We start from the raw sequence: 15,891 nt of genomic DNA on the forward strand, positions 1-15,891 counted from the left end.
TGTGAGGCCGACGCGCCGCCTCACATTCCGGCGGGCTGCGTCGTCGTAGCCACTGAGCAGAACACGGCATCCAGCGGACGGGAAGCTCAGCGGCCTCACGACCGGCTCCTGTGAACGCCGCGATCAACGACCGCGGCCCCTCCGGCCTGGATGCGACGAGGAGGGAACGATGAGCGACTTCCAGGCCGTCGCCGACCGCGTCGAGATCGAGGCGCTGCGCGGCGAGTTCACCGACGCGGCGATGATGTGCGACTACGACCGCATCGCCTCGCTGTTCACACCGGACGGCGTGCTGCGGATGCCCAACGTTCCCGTCGAACTCGCCGGCCGGGAACAGATCCGCGCCTGGCGCGAGCGGCGGGAGGCTCTCGTGGCCCTCTTCGTGCAGACCACCCACCCGGGCACGATCCGGCTGGACGGCGACACCGCGTCCGGCCGCGCCTACCTCCAAGAGCTCATCCGCCTGCGCGACGGCAGTTCGCACCTGAACTACGCCATCTACCACGACCGTTACCGGCGTACCGGCGAAGGGTGGAAGTTCACCGAACGCGTCTACGAGGTCCGCTACCTGGACCACAGTCCGCTGACGGGCTCGGCGCCCCAGACGGCAGACGGCCCCCGCTGACCCGCCGGTCGGGAACACGCCCGCGGACCGGGCGACACCGATCCGGCACCACCTGCACCCCACGACCAGGAGGCACCATGACCATCCCCGTTCCGGCGACACCGTTCGCAGACCCGGCGCCCGCGCGGCGTCTGGAGCGGGCGGCCACCGCGCTGACGGCGAACGGGTTCACCGCCGAAATCCTCGACGACGCCGTCGCCGCGCGTACCCGCGTCAAAGAGCTGATCCCCGAAGGCGCCGGCGTGTTCACCGCGGCCAGCGAGACCCTCCGCCTGTCCGGCATCGATGAGGACATCAACACCAGCGGGCGGTACCAGGCCGTCAAGCCACGCGCCCTGGCCATGGACCGCGCCACCCGCGCCGACGACATCCGGCGGATGCTCGCCGGCCCCGACGTCGTCGTGGGCAGCGTCGCCGCGCTCACCGAAACCGGCTCCCTCGTGGTCGCCTCGTACAGCGGAAGCCAACTGCCCGCCTACGCCGGCGGCGCCGCCCGCGCGATCTGGATCGTCGGGGCGCAGAAGGTGGTGCCCGACCTGGACACCGCGCTGCGCCGCGTCGAAGACCACGCCCTCCCGCTGGAAAGCGCCCGCGCCCAGGTGGCCTACGGGCAGCCCAGCGCCGTCAACCGCCTGCTCATCCTCAACGCGGAACCCCACCCCGGACGCGGCACCGTCCTGCTGCTCCGCGAAGCCATCGGCTTCTGAAACCACCAGCAGCGATCACGGCCCCCGCACCACCGGATCCGTGCCCCCACCCCGACGACGGCGAGCGCACACGCGGGGTGGTGGCGCGGGGCCGCATGCCCGGCATCGCCCACCCGAACGTCCCCGCACGAACCGATCAGGCGACCATCAGGCAGTAGAGCCGGTCCCCGGCCTGCTCGGCGCGGCGGGTGAAGGCCACGAACTCCTCGATGAAGTCAAGGGCCAAGCCCGCGTCCACGCCGCCGTCGAGTTCTTCGATGCGGTGCCATTGGTCGGCGATCCACGGCAGCGCGTAGTCGTCCACGTCGGCGAAGGCGTCCCTGAACGAGGCGGGCAGTTCCACCAGGACGACGCCGGAGTTCCAGGGGGAGTCCTCCGGGAGGTCCTCCTCGTTCTCGGGGTAGGGCTCTTCGGGCCAGATGATCTCCTCGCTGACGAGGTCGGGGCTCCACGGCCGGTTCAGGACGAGCGCCATGAGCCGTCCCATGACGACGAACGGGTCGTAGCCCTTGGTGTCGACGGCGTCCACGGCCGGCTCGGGCGTCCCGTACGGGGTGCTCAGCAGGCGGGCGCGGGCGGTGTCGCGATCCGCGGCGCGGAAGTACTCGAAGATGACGCCCACGGCTCTCTCCTCTGTCGGCCGGAGTGGTGGGTCCGGTGGATGCTCTCGGGGCGGCCGGAGGCCGAGAGCCGATCATGGCAGGCCGGGCTGACGGTTCCGGCCCGTTCGGCGAGGCGGATGCGCGGCGTTCTTGCCGTCGCGTACACCGACTTCCATCTTCCCGTCGAGCGGGCCGTCGAGGCGTCGGGGGTGGCGTGGACGCATGTGCGGCCGGGCGAGTTCATGCTGAACAAGCTGTGGCTGTGGGGGCCGTCGATCCGCGCCGAGGGCGTGGTGCGCGACCCGTTCCCCGACGCGCGCTGGTGCCCGGTGCACGAGGACGACATCGCCGACGTCGCGGCGGCGGCGTTGCTGGAGGACGGGCACGAGGGCAGGGCCTACCCGCTCAACGGGCCGCAGTTCCTGACCCACCGCGAGCAGATCCGCCTGATCGGGGAGGCGCTCGGACGGCGGATCGGGTTCGAGCGGGTCACCCCGGAGCGGGCACGGGAGACCTACCTGCGTCAGGGCGGGTTCGCGGCCGAGAACGCCGACTTCCTGCTGGGGTTCGAGGACTACTCCGGGGCACCGGCCGATCCGTCCGAACGGGAGGAGATCGACCTGTCGGCGTACGGGCCGTTGCCGACCGCGCAGGAGGTGACGGGGCGGCCCGCGCGAACGTTCGCCCAGTGGGCCCGGCATCACGTCGACGACTTCCGCCCCTGACAGGGCCTCGGGGAGGACCCCCTGTGAGAGCGGCAGGACGCCGCGTCGGTTACACGGAGAGTTCCCGTCGCCGGGCCGGGTCCGGTGCCTCGGTCCGCCGGGGGCGGGTGCGTGAGCGGGGGCCGCCCGCCAGGATCGTCTCCAGGACCGGCAGGGTGCGGCCGACCTGCCTGGCCCTGATCGCCAGGTCCCAGGCGGGTTCGAACTTCTTCCAGCCGCCCGCGTAGGCGACGTGGCGCATCCTGCCCGCCAGGGTCGGCTTGGTGGCGGCGCCGCGCAGGATCGACCCCCAGCGGTAGAAGTCGCGGTAGGCCCGCCAGTAGCCGTCCTCCAACTGGCGGGCGGTCATCCGGGCCGGTTCGAAGACGACGTGGCGGGTGTCGTAGCGGTCCCAGTCGGAGTGCAGCAGCCGCCCCGCCTTGGCCATCCGCTCGTACAGGCGGGTGCCGGGATAGGGGGTGAGGATGTGGAAGGTGGCGGTCTCGATGCCGTTGCCGATCGCCCACTCGACGGTGCGGTCGAACACGCTCGCGTCGTCGTGGTCCATCCCGAAGACGAAGCTGCCGTTGACCATCACCCCGTGGTCGTGCAGCCGCCGGATCGCCGCGCCGTAGTCCCGGTCGATGTTCTGCCACTTGCGCTGCTCGGCCAGGTTGGCGGTGTTGACGGTCTCGAAGCCGACGAACAGGCTGCGCAGCCCCGACTCGGCGGCCTTCTCCAGCAGCCCGGGACGCAGCACCGTCTGCACCGTCCCGGCCGCCTGCCACAGCCGCCCCATCCCGCGCATCCCGTCGAACAGGGCGGCGGCGAAGCGGGCGTTGCCGAACAGGTGGTCGTCCAGGAAGTACAGGTGCCGCCCCGGCAGCCGGTCGATCTCGGCGAGCGCCGCGTCCACGGTCTGGGTGTAGAACGACTTGCCGCCCTCGAAGAACGCCTCCTTGTAGCAGAAGTCGCACACGTGCGGGCAGCCGCGGGAGACCACGATCGAGTTCGGCACCAGGTACCGGCTCCGGTCGATCAGGTCGCGGCGGACGGGCGGCAGCCCGGTCAGGGTGCGCTCGGTGGAGTCGTAGCGGGGCGCCGGCCGCCCGGCGCGCAGGTCGGCCAGGAAACGCGGCCAGGTGTCCTCGCCCGGCCCGGTGAAGACGGTGTCGGCGTGGCGGGCGGCCTCCTCGGGCAGCGACGTCACGTGCAGGCCGCCGAGACAGACGTACGCGCCGCGCGCCCGGTACAGGTCGGCCAGCTCGTAGGCGCGGCGCGCGGAGGTGATGTAGACCTGGATCACCACCAGGTCGGGCTCGTCGGAGGTGTCGACCTTCTGCACGTGCTCGTCGGTGATCGTCACCTCGTCGTCGGGGTCCAGGTAGCCGGCCAGCGTGGCCAGCCCGAGCGGCGGGAACAGCGAGTACTTGATCGGGCGGAACAGCGGCGAGGTCGCCTCGGTCAGCGCGGGCAGGATCATCTTCACTCGCATGGGGGGCTCCTCCAGGTCGGTCACCGACCTGGATACCGCCCTGACGATCATCGCCGGTGGGGGTCCGGCGCGGGTTCTGTGAAGGGGTTGTGAAGATCAGCCCGCGTCCGGGATCAGCGCCCGGATCCGGCAGCCGCGCGCCGAGCCGGCCGGGGGGTCGACCACCTCGATGCGTCCGCCGTGCAGCTCCACCGCCCAGCGGGCGATGGCCAGGCCGAGGCCGGTGCCGCCGTCGGAGCCGTAGGAGTCGCCGCGGGAGAACCGTTCGAACACCCGGTCCCGCTGGTCCGGCGGGATGCCCGGCCCGTCGTCGGCGACCTCCAGCACCAGCCCGGCGCGCACCGCCCGGGCGGTGACGACGACGGTGCCCCCGCCGTGCCGGGCGGCGTTGTCCAGCAGGTTGGCCACCACCTGGTGCAGGCGGTCCCGGTCGGCCCGCACCGCCAGGCCGGAGGGCGCCTCGGCCGTGAAACGGACCTGCGGATGCGCGATCCGCGCCTGCTCGACGGCGTCGTCCAGGAACGGCCGTACGGCGAAGCGGGCGCGGTCGAGGAACCGCCCGCCCCCGTCCAGGCGGGACAGGTCGAGCAGTTGCGCCACCAGCCGTTCGAGCCGTTCGGTCTGGTCCAACGCGACCCGCAGCGTCTGCGGCCGGGCCGGTGTCACCCCGTCGGCGATGTTCTCCAGCTGGGCGTGCAGGGCGCTGATCGGCGTCCGCAGCTCGTGGGAGACGTTGGCGATGAACTCGCGCCGCCGCCGGTCCACCTCGGCCAGCTCGTCGGCCATGCTGTTGAAGGCGCGGGCCAGCTCGCCGACCTCGTCGCGGGAGCTGGCCCGCACCCGGCGGTCGTAGCGTCCCTCGGCCATCGCCCGCGCCACCGCGGTCATCTGGCGCAGCGGGGACGTCATGCCGTGCGCCAGGAACTGGGTGACCGCCAGCGAGACGAGCACGGCGACCGGCAGGGCGTACCTGCCCCGGATGCCCGCCTCCAGCGCCTCCTTGAGGACCAGGGCGGTGGCGCAGGTGCTGGCCACCACCAGCAGGCCCAGCTTGAGCTTGATGGAGCGCAGCGGATCGAGCGGACGGGGGATCGTCACGGGGCCTCCAGCGCGTACCCGACGCCGTGCACGGTCCGGATGACCTCGCCGCCGAGCTTGCGGCGCAGCGCCTTGACATGGCTGTCGACCGTGCGCGTCCCCGCCCCGTCCGCCCAGCCCCAGATCCGTTCCAGCAACTGCGCCCGGGAGAACACGGTGCCGGGGGAGCCGGCCAGGAAGGCCAGCAGCTCGAACTCCGTCGGCGTCAGATGCACCTCGGCCCCGTCCCGGCGGACCCGCCGCGCCGCCCGGTCCACCTCCAGGTCGCCGAGCCGCACCACCGGATGCGGCCCGCTCCGCACCCGCTCGACCCGGCGCAGCAGCGCCCGCACCCGGGCGACCAGCACCCGCATGCTGAACGGCTTGGTGAGGTAGTCGTCGGCGCCGACGCCCAGCCCGACGAGCTGGTCGGTCTCGTCGCTGCGCGCGGTGAGCATCAGCACCGGCACGGGCCGCTCGGCCTGGATCCGCCGGCAGACCTCCAGCCCGTCCAGGCCGGGCAGCATGACGTCCAGCACGACGAGGTCCGGCAGGTACCGGCGGAACCGCTCGACGGCGCCGAGCCCGTCGCGGGCGACCGCGGCGTCGAAGCCCTCCGCCCGCAGCCGCTCGGCCACCGCGTCGGCGATGGCCGGTTCGTCCTCCACGACCAGAATGCGGTGACTCGGCACGCGCCAACTCTAGAAGCCGCAGGCCCGGCCGGGCGATGCCCCGCCTCACCCGCACCGCGATCCCGGCGTTCCGGGGCGAACGGGCCGGAATCGCGTTGTCCGGGCGGGTGGGCCGGTGGGACGATCACGCATCCGAGGCGGTGACGGCGAAGGGCGTTGAAATGGGGCATGACGGGGGATCGCTGATCGAATCGGTCAATGCGCTGACCGTACGGTGGGCCGCGGCGGCCTGCTCGGGGACGGAGTCGGTCGTGTTCTCCGGGGCGGGGGTCTGGCCGCTGCTGGCGTTCCTGGCCGAGGGCGCCGCCGGGCCGGGGCGGGACGAGTTGCAGCAGGCCGTCGGGGTGGACGCCGCCGGCGCCGCCCGGGCCGCCCGGGAGGTTCTGGGCGTGCTGGACGCGTCACCGGCCGTCCGGTCCGCGCTGGGACTGTGGACCGGGGTGGGGTTGCCGCTGCGCCCGGAATGGGCCGGGCAGATCCCGGCGGGCACCCGCGGCGAGCTGACCGGGAAGCCCCGCGAGGACCAGGAACGGCTGAACGCCTGGGCGGACGAGCGGACCGGCGGGCTCATCCCCGCCATGCCCGTCGAGATCGACGAGGACACGCGGCTGGTGCTGGCCGGTGCGCTCACCGTCCGCACGGCCTGGGACCACCCGTTCAGCGAGGTTCCGGACCGGCCGGCGGCCGGGCCCTGGGCCGATCGGGAGATCGCCGTGCTTCGGCGTGCCCTCTGGACGTTCGACGACCTGCGGGCGGCCGACGCCCCGGGCGGGCCGCTGACCATGCTGCGCGTCGCGGGTTCGGGGGAGATCGACGTCCACCTGCTGCTCGGCGACCCCGCCCGGTCCGCCGGGGACGTGCTCGCCGCGGGCGTCGCCGCGCTGGCCGGGCGGCACCGGATCACCGGCGGCTCCGCCCTGCCCGAGGGGGACGCCGCACCCGGGGTCGTCGTCCGGACGGTCGAGAGCTTCACCCCCGGTGACGTCCTGTACCAGGCGGTGCCGCGGTTCACCGTCACCTCCTCCCACGACCTGCTCAAGGTGCCCGAGGTGTTCGGCCTGCAGAGCGTGACCGACCGTGGGCGGGGCCACTTCCCCGGCATCAGCGCCGAACCGCTGGCCATCGGCCAGGCCCGGCAGGACGCCCTCGCCTCCTTCCAGGCGCTGGGCTTCGAGGCCGCCGCGGTCACCGCCTTCACCGCCGTTCCGGGCGGGGCGGCGCCCCCTTCGAGCACCTACCGGGTCAAGGTCATCGAAGTCCGCTTCGACCGTCCCTTCGGGTTCCTCACCGTCCACCGGACCAGCGGCCTGATCCTGACCGCGGGCTGGGTCGCCGAGCCCGAACCCGCCGGGGCGCCCGCTGTCGTGGAGATCGAGGAGGAGCCCGTACGGTCTCCACAGCGCGGCTGGTGGCGGAGGGGCTCGTGACGGACTGGCCCGCACTGGTCGCGGCGGCTGCGGACCGGGCCGGGGAACGGTGGGAACTGGCCGGACGGCTCGTCGACGCGGCGAGGGACCGGCAGGCCGCCGAGCAGGCGCTGACGGCGTTGACGGCCGCGCCCCCGGCGCTGTGGCCGCGGCTCGACGACGAACTGCGCGCCGCGTCCGCCTATCACGCGACCGGGCGGTGGCGGGTGGTGGTCGGCGGGCCGCGTCCGCTGGCGGCTCTGCTGGCGGCCTGCTCCCGAAACGGCAGGGAACGGGAATGGGCCGTGCGGTCCGAGGCCGTGCGGACGGACCCGCGGCTGCTGCCCGTTCTGATGATCCGCACCGCCGACTGGGCTCCGCCGGTGCGCGAGCAGGCCCGGCGGACGCTCGACGAGATGCTCGCCGCCCCCGGCGTGCTCTCCCCGGAACAGGCCGCGACAGTCCTGGGCGTGGCGGTCCTGCTGCGCGCCCGGCTGCGCGGGGACCACGCGTTCACCGCGGTGGCACGGGCGCTGGCCGCCGCCCCGGACGCCACGCTCGCCGCCGCCCGCGCCGCGACAGACCTGCGGACCCGGCGGGCCGCCCACCAGATCTGGCTGGACTCCGGCCGGGCCGGCCAGGACGCCCTGGTCCACGCCGCGCTGACCGAGATCGACCCGGTCAGCCGGGTCCGCTGCGCCGCGGCCGTCGCGCGCACCGCCGCACGGGAACGGGACGCCGCCCGGCTGGAACGGCTGCTGGGAGCGCGCTGTGCCCGGGTGCGGGTCGAGGCGCTCACCGGGCTGGTGGAGATCGGCCGCCCGGAAGCGGGCGTCGCGTTCCTGCGGACCCGCTCGACGCTGCTGCGCGCCACCGCCCAGTGGGCCGTCCGCCGCGCGGGCGAAGATCCCGCCGGGCTTTACCGCGCCGCTGTGTCGGCGGGCTCGGAGGCGGACTCACGGACGGGTGAGGTCTCGCCGGGGGCGGTGGCAGGGCTGGGCGAGTGCGGCACCGCCGACGACGTCGATCTGCTCCTGCCGCTGCTAGGGCACGGACGGCCGCGCGTCCGGGCGGAGGCGGTCCGGGCGGTCCGCCGGCTCGGCGGGCCGATGGATCCGATCGCGGCGATGCTCACCGACCCCGCCCCGGCGGTGGTCCGCGCCGTGACCCGGGCGCTGCGCGGCGAACCCGGCCTCCCGCTCACCGGTCGGCTGTGGGAACTGCTGAACGGCGAACGGCCCCGCCACGTCCGGCTGGGCGCGCACCGCCTGCTGCGGTCCCGGGACGCCTGGACCCGGGTGGAGGCCGATCTCGTCCTGATCACCGACCCCGACCCCGAACTCGCCGCCAGAGGCCGCGCCGACCTGGTCGCCTGGATGCGGCGGGACTCCGCCACCGCGTACACGCCCCCGTCACCGGCCGCCCGGGAGCGGATCCGCACCCTGCTCACCACCGCCGCCCCCGCCCTCGGCCCCGACCGGACGCGCCTGCTGCGCTGGCTGGTGGAAACGAGCAGACCGGCGTGAGTCCCGGCCGGACCTACGGCATCAGTCATCGCGTTCCTTTTCGAGACCGTGCTCCAAGGTCTGCGCGAACGCATGGACGACGTGCTCGTCTGGAAGACCGGGGACAACGGGCCGGAACCGTTCGGGGTCTGCAGGAAGTGACTGCGTGAGGGAATCCCGCAGGAGCTCTCGCCGCGCTCTCCATCAATGGCGGGATCTGTTTCACGACATGGACGAGGAGGGTCACGGACCACCGTCTTCGGTGGCGCGCGTCCATGGTGTCACCGAGGAGAGGCCGCAGGGCCGGATCGACGAGGACCACCGGCGGGATTCTGATGGAAATTCCATCGACCCGCGCCCCGGGGCCGGGGCGTGGAAATCCGAGCCCCATGACTCGCACCGCGCGAGGCGGCCCCTGACAGGGGTTCCCGCTCGGTGAACCCCATCTGCGACCGCGCGTGGCCGGCCTGGCTCGGAACGGACGTTCCGGCAGGCAGTGGCGTGCGGGATACGCGATGAGCGGCGACTTCGGGAGCGGGCCCGCGCCGGGCCGCGGGCGGTCACCGGAGATTCCGCCGCCACGCGGCGAGCCTTCACGGAACGGGCCGTCCGGTGATAAGCGGCGTGTCGCGCAAAGAGGGTCATTTCATGGTTCTTTTATGGTGGTGGACACGGCAAGGACCGGCCAAATGCGCAGTTTTTAACCGGGGCTGCCTACAGCGCTGACCGGGGTGCGTGTTACGTCTGAGGCGCTGCATCAACGCAGCCGAAAGCACTTCTAGCGATGAAGCAGAGGGCTCAGATGAACAAGCAACTGGCTATGGCCGGCCTCGCGTCCTTCGTGCTCGGCGGCGCCCTGCTCGCGGCACCGTCCGCGCTGGCGGCGGACCGGGCCGCTTACGGCGCCACCGCTTCGGTCGCCGTGGACGCGACCCAGGCGGGCCTGCGCAAGGCCGGCGACTGCCACCGCAGGTGCAAGTGCAAGTGCAAGCATCACAAGAAGCACCACAAGCACTACCACGAGCACTACCACAAGCACCACCACGACCACGGCCACCACCACGACCACGGTCACCACCACGACCACGGTCACGACCACCACCACAAGGGCAAGCACCACGACCACGGCCACCACGACGACAAGGACCACTACGACAAGGACCACCACGACAAGGACCACTACGACGACCACGGCTACGACGACGACAACGGCTACGACGACTACGAGCGCACCACGTCCGGCGACGTGATCGCCCCGGTCGTCGGCTCGCACAACTGACCGAGAGCGCCCGGCGGATCAGGGTCGCGGCCGGGACGCCCCGCCTGACCTGACCACCGCCGCCATCGATCAGGGACCTTGCGCAACCGGCCGGATCACCGCGGTCGGCCGCCGCGGCACGACGGCGGCGGAAAAGGTTCAGTGGAGCCCCCGGAGACGCCTCCGGGGGCTCCACGGCGTTTCCGGACCCTTTTGAGCTCTCGGAGGGCCGCGTCGTCGTCAGTGTGTACTTCGAGCCGGGGAGCTGAGCGTGGCCATGGCGCGGTCCGGTTCCCAGTGGGCGCGCAGGGACGTGATCAGGCCGTCGTCGTCGACGGTGTAGACGATGACGCAGTCGATGGTCATGGTCGTGCCGCGGTCCATCGCGGTCGTGATGGTGACGACGTTCGCGCAGCACGGTCCGTTCGCGAACGAGTCCCACACGTGGAACCAGTAGGCGTCGACCGAGGCGATGTGCCGGTCCCAGAACCGGCGGATCTCGTCGGTCCCCCGATGACCGCGACCCTCCGGATCGAGCATCGACGGTCCCACCGGGTCCTCCACGACCGCGTCCGGGGCGAACAGCGCGAGCCAGTCGTCCCGGCGGCCGTCGACGACCGCGGCCATGGAGGAGCGGGCGGCGCGGCGGGCGGGATGGTCGCCGTCCGGCGCCTCCCAGACGATGCGGGACACGAGCAAAACTGTAACGAGTTCTCGTTTTGGGTCAAGGGGTGATCTTGGCGATCACCGCCTCGGCGAACCGCTCCAGCCGCTCGATCTTCGTCGCCAGCGGCTGGGTGTCCGGCCCCTTGACGTACGGGTCGCGGAATCCCACGATCACGTCGGTGACGCCCTTGTCGGCCAGCCGCCGCACCCCGTCCACCGAGTAGGCGTCGGGCGAGATCACATGGATCTCGAACGGCCGGTCCGCCGTGCCCTCCTCGACGCGCAGCTCGTTCAGCCTGGTCAGCAGCCGGTCCAGCTCGGCGGGGTCGCCGCCGCCGTGCATCCAGCCGTCGCCCAGCCGCGCCGCCCGGCGCAGCGCCGCCTCGCTGTGCCCGCCGACCAGGATCGGGATCGGCCCGTCCGGGGCGGGCGTCATCTTCACCGCCGGCAGGTCGAAGAACTCGCCGTGGTACTCGAAGTAGCCGCCGCGGGTCAGCCCCCGCACCACCTCGATCGCCTCGTCCATCCGCCGCCCGCGCCGCTCCCACGGCACCCCCATGACCGCGAAGTCCTCCGGCCACGGGCTCAGCCCCACCCCCAGCGCCAGCCGCCCGCCGGTCAGGAACGCCACCGAGCCCGCCTGCTTGGCCACCAGCACCGGCGGCCGGACCGCCAGCTTGAGCACGAACGGAACGAACCGGATCGTCGAGGTCACCGCCCCCATCGCCGCGATCAGCGAGAACGGCTCCAGGAAGGCCTTGTCCTCCAGGAACTCCCGGCTCCCGTCCGCGGTGTACGGGTACGCCGAGTCCGACTCGCGCGGGTAGACCAGCGAGTCCGCCACGGTCATCCCCGCGTACCCGGCCGCCTCCGCGGCCCGCGCCAGCGGCAGGTGGTAGGACGGATCGGTCATCGCCTCGGCATAGCTGAACCGCATGCCGGCAGCATAATAGAACTTGTTCTAGTTCGATATCCCCGGCCGCACGGCGCACCGGTCAGCCGAGGGCGAGCCAGTGCAGGTCCAGCTCGTCCAGCCGCCGGGTCTCCTCGGCGGTGAGCGGCAGGCGCCCGGTGGCCTTGTTCAGGAAGGTCGCCCGGTCCCAGCCCAGCGTCCGCCGGGCGGTGGTGTCGGAGCGGCCGGTCAGCAGTTCCTCCACCACCGAACCGGCCTGCGGGGTCAGCCACGGCTCGCGTTCCAGCGCGGCGGCCAGGTCCAGCCCGTGCACGGCGACCTCGACCACCCTGGTGATCAGGAACTCCGACAGCAGCATGGCGTCCCCGTGCCGGGTCCGCACCACCCGGCCGGCCGGTTCCGCGCCGCACAGGCGATGCACCCGCCGCCAGGCGGCGGCGAAGTCCTCGGCGAGCGCGCGGCCGTCCGGCCACGCGGCGGCGTGTTCCCGGGCCAGGGAGACGCGCCTGTCGTTCGCGTCCGCCGAGAACCGCCCGTCGGGCCGGTAGTACTGCCGGGCCGACACCCGCGCCCGGTCCGGGGACGCTCCGGCCAGCATCCCGGGCAACCAGGCGATCACGACCCGGACGTGACCGAACAGGTCCCGGACCCGCCAGGGCGCGCACCGGGTGGGCAGGTCCCACTCCCGCTCGGTCCACCCCGAGGCGGCCTCGGCCAGCCGCGTCGCCTCCGCCCGGAACGCCTCCAGCACCCGATCCATGATCACCGAGCTGCCGGCGGGGTCTCGTCCAAGGACGAGACCGGTGTCTCCGGGCCGTTCATGGTCCGGAGACACCGGGCCCGCGGTCACGGGAGCGTGACGAAGCGGCCGAGGAAGGTGCGGGCGCTGTCGCTGTCCGTCCGGTACGTCACGTTGGTCGCCTTGCAGGGGACGTCGCCGGTGATCGTCGTCCCCGCGAGCACGAGCCTGCCGTCGAGCTCGACGAAGTTCGGCCCGCCGGAGTCGCCGTAGCAGGCGCCGCCGAGCTCACGGCTCTCGTTCATCGCCAGGCGAACCCAGGTCGGGTTGATCGCGTTGAAGTCCAGCGTCGCCTTCATCCGCACGCCCCCGCCGGGATGGGTGTGCCCGCCGGGACCGTTCACCGCCTCCTGGGTGCCGTACCCCACCACCAGCCACGGCCGGTCGTCGAGCGCGCGGGATCCGAGCGCGGACAACTGGCCGCGGCCCGGCAGCGTCGCCGGAGTGAAGCTCCACCGCCTGGCCAGCTCGGCGCTCTGCCGCCGGTCGAACGTGATCACCGCGATGTCGTGCGAGTCCGACTGCGTCCCGGGGTACGCGGGATCGGAGTGGGCGGTCCCCTCCACGCCCACCCGCGCGGCGATCTGCTCCGGCGTCCCGCCGAGGGCGTTGGACGCGTCGATCGCGCCCTGCACGTCCTGCGCCAGCGAGACGTAGAACCTGGTGCCCGCCGGGCGCCCCACGGTGCAGTGCGCCGCGGTCAGGAACACGTCCGCGGAGATCATCGTCCCCGAGCAGGTCCACCGGACGACGTCCGGAGTGCCCGGATCCCCGTCCCGGTCGTACTGCACGACCAGCGCCCCGACCTCGGTGCGCTCCGGCGCCGGCTCCGCGTTGTACGAGTTGATCGCCGAGGCGGGCCCCGCGATCCCGACCGTGACCGCGGCCGCCGCCGCCGCGGTCAGCGCCGCCAACACAACTGGACGACCCACGTCTTCCCCTCCTGTCTCCGACATCCGAGTGTCGGCATCTGATCACACCGCGCGTCGAAAGGAGATGGCAAAGATCACCGAGCCGCGCGCGGCGATCGGTGAGACCTGGGGCTTGACGTCCGCCGCGTGCACCGGCTCCGGCCGGGGCGCGGGTCAGCCGCCGTTCGGCTTGTGCAGGTACACCGGCAGCGTGCGGTGGCCGTTGGAGATGAACGACGCGACCGGCTGCAGCTCGCCCGGCGGCACCGCCAGGGAGAGGTCGGGGAAGCGCTCGAACAGGGCCGGCAGGGAGATCGCGGCCTCCATGCGGGCCAGCGGCGCGCCCAGGCAGTAGTGGACGCCGTGCCCGAACGACAGATGGTCCTTGTTCTCGCGCCGGATGTCGAAGCGGTCGGCGTCGGAACCGTGCAGCGCGGGGTCGCGGCCGACGGCGGCGTACCCGGCCAGGATCGCGTCGCCCTTCGGGATGGTCACCCCCTCGGCCACCTCGACGTCCTCGACCGCGTACCGGAGCGGCAGGTTCGCCACCGGGGGCTGCCAGCGCAGCGTCTCGTCGATGACGTCGTCCCAGGTCGCCTCCCCGGCGCGGACGAGGTCGAGCTGGTCGGGATGGGTCAGCAGCGCGGTGATGGCGTGGTCGAGGAGGTTGACCGTGGTCTCGTGACCCGCCGAGATCAGCAGGATCAGCGTGTCGACCATCTCGTTCTCCTCCAGCCGCGACCCGTCCTGGTCGCGGGCGGCGATGAGCCCGGAGGCCAGGTCGTCGCCGGGGGAGCTGCGCTTGAACGCGACGAACTCGGTGAGCGCGGCGTACAGCTCCTGCACGTTGGCCGCCGCCTCCTCGGCCGTGGCGGAGGTGTTGAACACCCCGTCGACCAGCGTGCGCAGCCGCGGACGGGAGTCCTCGGGGATGCCGAACAGCCGGCAGATCACCTCGATCGGCAGCGGATAGGCGAACTCCTCGCGCAGGTCCACCCGCTCGCCCGCGGGCACGGCCGCCAGCCGGTCGAGCAGGTCGGCGGTGATCTCCTCGATCTGCGGGCGCAGCGCGGTGGTGCTGCGCGGGGTGAACGCCTTGGAGACCAGCGAGCGCAGCCGCCGGTGCTCCTCGCCGTACGCGGTGAACATGTTCCGCACCGACACCCACAGCTGCAGCGGCCAGTCCTGCGGGATCTCCCCGTTGATCCACGCGGGCCAGTGCCGGTACGGGTCCTTGGACACCCGCGGATCGGCCAGCAGCCGCCGCAGCGCCTCGTGCTCGGTCACCGCCCAGGCCACCACGCCCCCCGGCAGCTCCACCAGGGTCGCCGGGCCGCGCTCGCGCAGCTCGGCCGCCTCCGCGTGGATGTCCCTCCCCGTGGGATCGAGGACGAGGGGCTCAGGACGTGGCTGCCGTTCCACCGGTGATCTCCCAACATCGCGTCCGGCGCGTTTCGTGCCGCAACGGTCATCTCCGACCGCCGGTGGAAAAGCTACGGCAGAGTAGAACGAGCTGGCAATCGATTCCACGCACATTGACTGAAGTGGTCATCGCCGCGCCCGCACGGTCCTCCTCCCGCGCGAGACACCGCATCGCCCGAGGGCGTGGAGCCGAGGGCGGGCCCGCCCACCCGGCCGGTGTCCGGGCAGGCGCCGGTCAGGGTTTGCGGGCGATGCCGCCGTACATGAGCTTCTGGCCGACCGTCAGTTCGCTCTCGGGCGGGACGGGGCCGTCGGGGCGCCACAGCGGCAGCGGGACGACGCCGGGCTCCAGGAGGTCCAGGCCGTCGAAGTAGGCGGTGATCTCCTCGACGGTGCGGAAACGGCCGGTGCCCAGCAGCGCCAGGTACTGCTTCTCGGCGTCGCGCGCCTCCTGGCTGGAGGCGCAGAAGTGGGTGACGAACAGGTGGCTGCCGGACGGCACCGCGTCCATGTAGGTCTTGACGATGCCCTGCGGGTCCTCGTCGTCGTGCAGGTGGTGCAGGATGCCCACCAGCAGGACCGCCACCGGCCTGTCGAAGTCGATGAGCCGGGTGACGTCCGGGTCGTTCAGCACGGACCGGGGATCGCGCAGGTCGGCGGTGACCACGGTGGTGTGGTCGTTCTCGGCCAGCAGCGCCCGCCCGTGGGCCAGGACGATGGGGTCGTTGTCGACGTAGACGACGTTGGCGTCGGGGGCCACGCGCTGGGCGACCTGGTGGGTGTTCTCCACCGTGGGCAGGCCCGAGCCCAGGTCGAGGAACTGGCGGATGCCCTGCTCGGCCAGGAACCGCACCCCGCGCCCGAGGATCTGGCGGTTGTAGGCGGCGACGTCGTAGATCTCCGGGATCAGCCTGGCGATCTCGGCGACGAACGCCCGGTCGGCCTCGAAGTTGTCCTTGCCGTGCAGCACGACGTCGTAGGCCCGCGCGATGCTGGGCTTGGTGATGTCGATGCCCCGGGAGGCCCACTCCTCCGGCCGTTCGTTCACGTCCGCCACCGCGCGCCCCCTGTCTGGAACACGTTTCACATCGCAGGCCGATCGTATGCGT

General features: G+C 72.8%; 16 protein-coding genes. 6 read left to right on the forward strand and 10 right to left on the reverse strand.

Annotation, left to right across the window (positions count from 1 at the left end):
• The first annotated feature begins 169 nt into the window (after positions 1-169).
• Both HNR21_RS15195 and HNR21_RS15200 read left to right on the forward strand, forming a co-directional pair.
• Entirely contained in the window at positions 170-625 is a 456-nt protein-coding gene (locus HNR21_RS15195; RefSeq protein ID WP_182705741.1) for a nuclear transport factor 2 family protein, read from the forward strand.
• A gap of 77 nt (positions 626-702) precedes the next feature.
• The gene (locus HNR21_RS15200; protein WP_182705742.1) at positions 703-1,332 is read left to right on the forward strand and encodes an LUD domain-containing protein; all 630 of its coding nucleotides are present in this window, start codon (positions 703-705) and stop codon (positions 1,330-1,332) included.
• Positions 1,333-1,468: 136 nt separating this feature from the next.
• Here the strand turns inward: HNR21_RS15200 and HNR21_RS15205 are convergent, their stop codons facing one another.
• Positions 1,469-1,954: a hypothetical protein gene (locus HNR21_RS15205; RefSeq protein WP_119727687.1), complete on the reverse strand. Its 486-nt coding sequence runs from the start codon at positions 1,952-1,954 to the stop codon at positions 1,469-1,471.
• A 117-nt stretch (positions 1,955-2,071) separates the two neighbouring features.
• Between HNR21_RS15205 and HNR21_RS15210 the strand changes: the two genes are divergently transcribed.
• Positions 2,072-2,659: a Rossmann-fold NAD(P)-binding domain-containing protein gene (locus HNR21_RS15210; RefSeq protein WP_182705743.1), complete on the forward strand. Its 588-nt coding sequence runs from the start codon at positions 2,072-2,074 to the stop codon at positions 2,657-2,659.
• A gap of 49 nt (positions 2,660-2,708) precedes the next feature.
• Here HNR21_RS15210 and HNR21_RS15215 read toward each other — a convergent pair whose 3' ends face one another.
• The 3 genes from HNR21_RS15215 to HNR21_RS15225 form a co-directional block, all read right to left on the reverse strand.
• On the reverse strand, positions 2,709-4,133 hold the full coding sequence (locus HNR21_RS15215; protein WP_119727688.1) for a B12-binding domain-containing radical SAM protein: 1,425 nt from the start codon (positions 4,131-4,133) through the stop codon (positions 2,709-2,711).
• Positions 4,134-4,229: 96 nt separating this feature from the next.
• Positions 4,230-5,231, reverse strand: a complete 1,002-nt coding sequence (locus HNR21_RS15220; protein ID WP_182705744.1) for a sensor histidine kinase — start codon at positions 5,229-5,231, stop codon at positions 4,230-4,232.
• The gene (locus tag HNR21_RS15225; protein WP_182705745.1) at positions 5,228-5,902 is read right to left on the reverse strand and encodes a response regulator transcription factor; all 675 of its coding nucleotides are present in this window, start codon (positions 5,900-5,902) and stop codon (positions 5,228-5,230) included. The genes HNR21_RS15220 and HNR21_RS15225 overlap by 4 nt, the downstream gene beginning before the upstream one ends.
• Before the next feature lie 161 nt (positions 5,903-6,063).
• Here HNR21_RS15225 and HNR21_RS15230 point away from each other — a divergent pair, with 161 nt between their 5' ends.
• From HNR21_RS15230 to HNR21_RS15240, 3 genes are all read left to right on the forward strand, one after another.
• On the forward strand, positions 6,064-7,329 hold the full coding sequence (locus tag HNR21_RS15230; RefSeq protein WP_182705746.1) for a serpin family protein: 1,266 nt from the start codon (positions 6,064-6,066) through the stop codon (positions 7,327-7,329).
• Positions 7,326-8,834: a HEAT repeat domain-containing protein gene (locus HNR21_RS15235; RefSeq protein WP_182705747.1), complete on the forward strand. Its 1,509-nt coding sequence runs from the start codon at positions 7,326-7,328 to the stop codon at positions 8,832-8,834. Before HNR21_RS15230 ends, HNR21_RS15235 begins: the two co-directional genes overlap by 4 nt.
• Positions 8,835-9,615: 781 nt before the next feature.
• On the forward strand, positions 9,616-10,092 hold the full coding sequence (locus tag HNR21_RS15240; protein WP_157995793.1) for a hypothetical protein: 477 nt from the start codon (positions 9,616-9,618) through the stop codon (positions 10,090-10,092).
• Positions 10,093-10,311: 219 nt separating this feature from the next.
• Here HNR21_RS15240 and HNR21_RS15245 read toward each other — a convergent pair whose 3' ends face one another.
• The 6 genes from HNR21_RS15245 to HNR21_RS15270 form a co-directional block, all read right to left on the reverse strand.
• The gene (locus HNR21_RS15245; RefSeq protein WP_312881045.1) at positions 10,312-10,764 is read right to left on the reverse strand and encodes a nuclear transport factor 2 family protein; all 453 of its coding nucleotides are present in this window, start codon (positions 10,762-10,764) and stop codon (positions 10,312-10,314) included.
• Between the two features lie 31 nt (positions 10,765-10,795).
• Positions 10,796-11,674, reverse strand: coding sequence for a TIGR03619 family F420-dependent LLM class oxidoreductase (locus tag HNR21_RS15250; protein ID WP_182705748.1), 879 nt, complete (start codon positions 11,672-11,674; stop codon positions 10,796-10,798).
• Between the two features lie 58 nt (positions 11,675-11,732).
• Positions 11,733-12,410 carry a maleylpyruvate isomerase N-terminal domain-containing protein gene (locus tag HNR21_RS15255; RefSeq protein ID WP_182705749.1) on the reverse strand — a complete coding sequence of 226 codons (678 nt, stop codon included), beginning with the start codon at positions 12,408-12,410 and terminating at the stop codon, positions 11,733-11,735.
• An 86-nt stretch (positions 12,411-12,496) separates the two neighbouring features.
• A complete protein-coding gene (locus HNR21_RS15260; protein ID WP_220500171.1) occupies positions 12,497-13,381 on the reverse strand; it encodes a trypsin-like serine protease in 885 nt (294 codons plus the stop codon).
• A gap of 153 nt (positions 13,382-13,534) precedes the next feature.
• Positions 13,535-14,782: a cytochrome P450 family protein gene (locus HNR21_RS15265; protein WP_312881046.1), complete on the reverse strand. Its 1,248-nt coding sequence runs from the start codon at positions 14,780-14,782 to the stop codon at positions 13,535-13,537.
• Between the two features lie 235 nt (positions 14,783-15,017).
• Positions 15,018-15,830, reverse strand: coding sequence for an SAM-dependent methyltransferase (locus HNR21_RS15270; protein WP_182705752.1), 813 nt, complete (start codon positions 15,828-15,830; stop codon positions 15,018-15,020).
• Positions 15,831-15,891 lie beyond the last annotated feature (61 nt).

This window comes from Thermomonospora cellulosilytica (genome assembly GCF_014138835.1).
Lineage (GTDB): Bacteria > Actinomycetota > Actinomycetes > Streptosporangiales > Streptosporangiaceae > Thermomonospora > Thermomonospora amylolytica.

Excerpts from the sequence above, each read along its gene's own strand:
- HNR21_RS15195 (WP_182705741.1), top strand. The coding sequence starts at position 170 with ATGAGCGACTTCCAGGCCGTCGCCGACCGCGTCGAGATCGAGGCGCTG.
- HNR21_RS15240 (WP_157995793.1), top strand. The coding sequence starts at position 9,616 with ATGAACAAGCAACTGGCTATGGCCGGCCTCGCGTCCTTCGTGCTCGGC.
- HNR21_RS15200 (WP_182705742.1), top strand. The coding sequence starts at position 703 with ATGACCATCCCCGTTCCGGCGACACCGTTCGCAGACCCGGCGCCCGCG.
- HNR21_RS15230 (WP_182705746.1), top strand. The coding sequence starts at position 6,064 with ATGGGGCATGACGGGGGATCGCTGATCGAATCGGTCAATGCGCTGACC.
- HNR21_RS15210 (WP_182705743.1), top strand. The coding sequence starts at position 2,072 with ATGCGCGGCGTTCTTGCCGTCGCGTACACCGACTTCCATCTTCCCGTC.
- HNR21_RS15250 (WP_182705748.1), bottom strand. The coding sequence starts at position 11,674 with ATGCGGTTCAGCTATGCCGAGGCGATGACCGATCCGTCCTACCACCTG.
- HNR21_RS15215 (WP_119727688.1), bottom strand. The coding sequence starts at position 4,133 with ATGCGAGTGAAGATGATCCTGCCCGCGCTGACCGAGGCGACCTCGCCG.
- HNR21_RS15255 (WP_182705749.1), bottom strand. The coding sequence starts at position 12,410 with ATGGATCGGGTGCTGGAGGCGTTCCGGGCGGAGGCGACGCGGCTGGCC.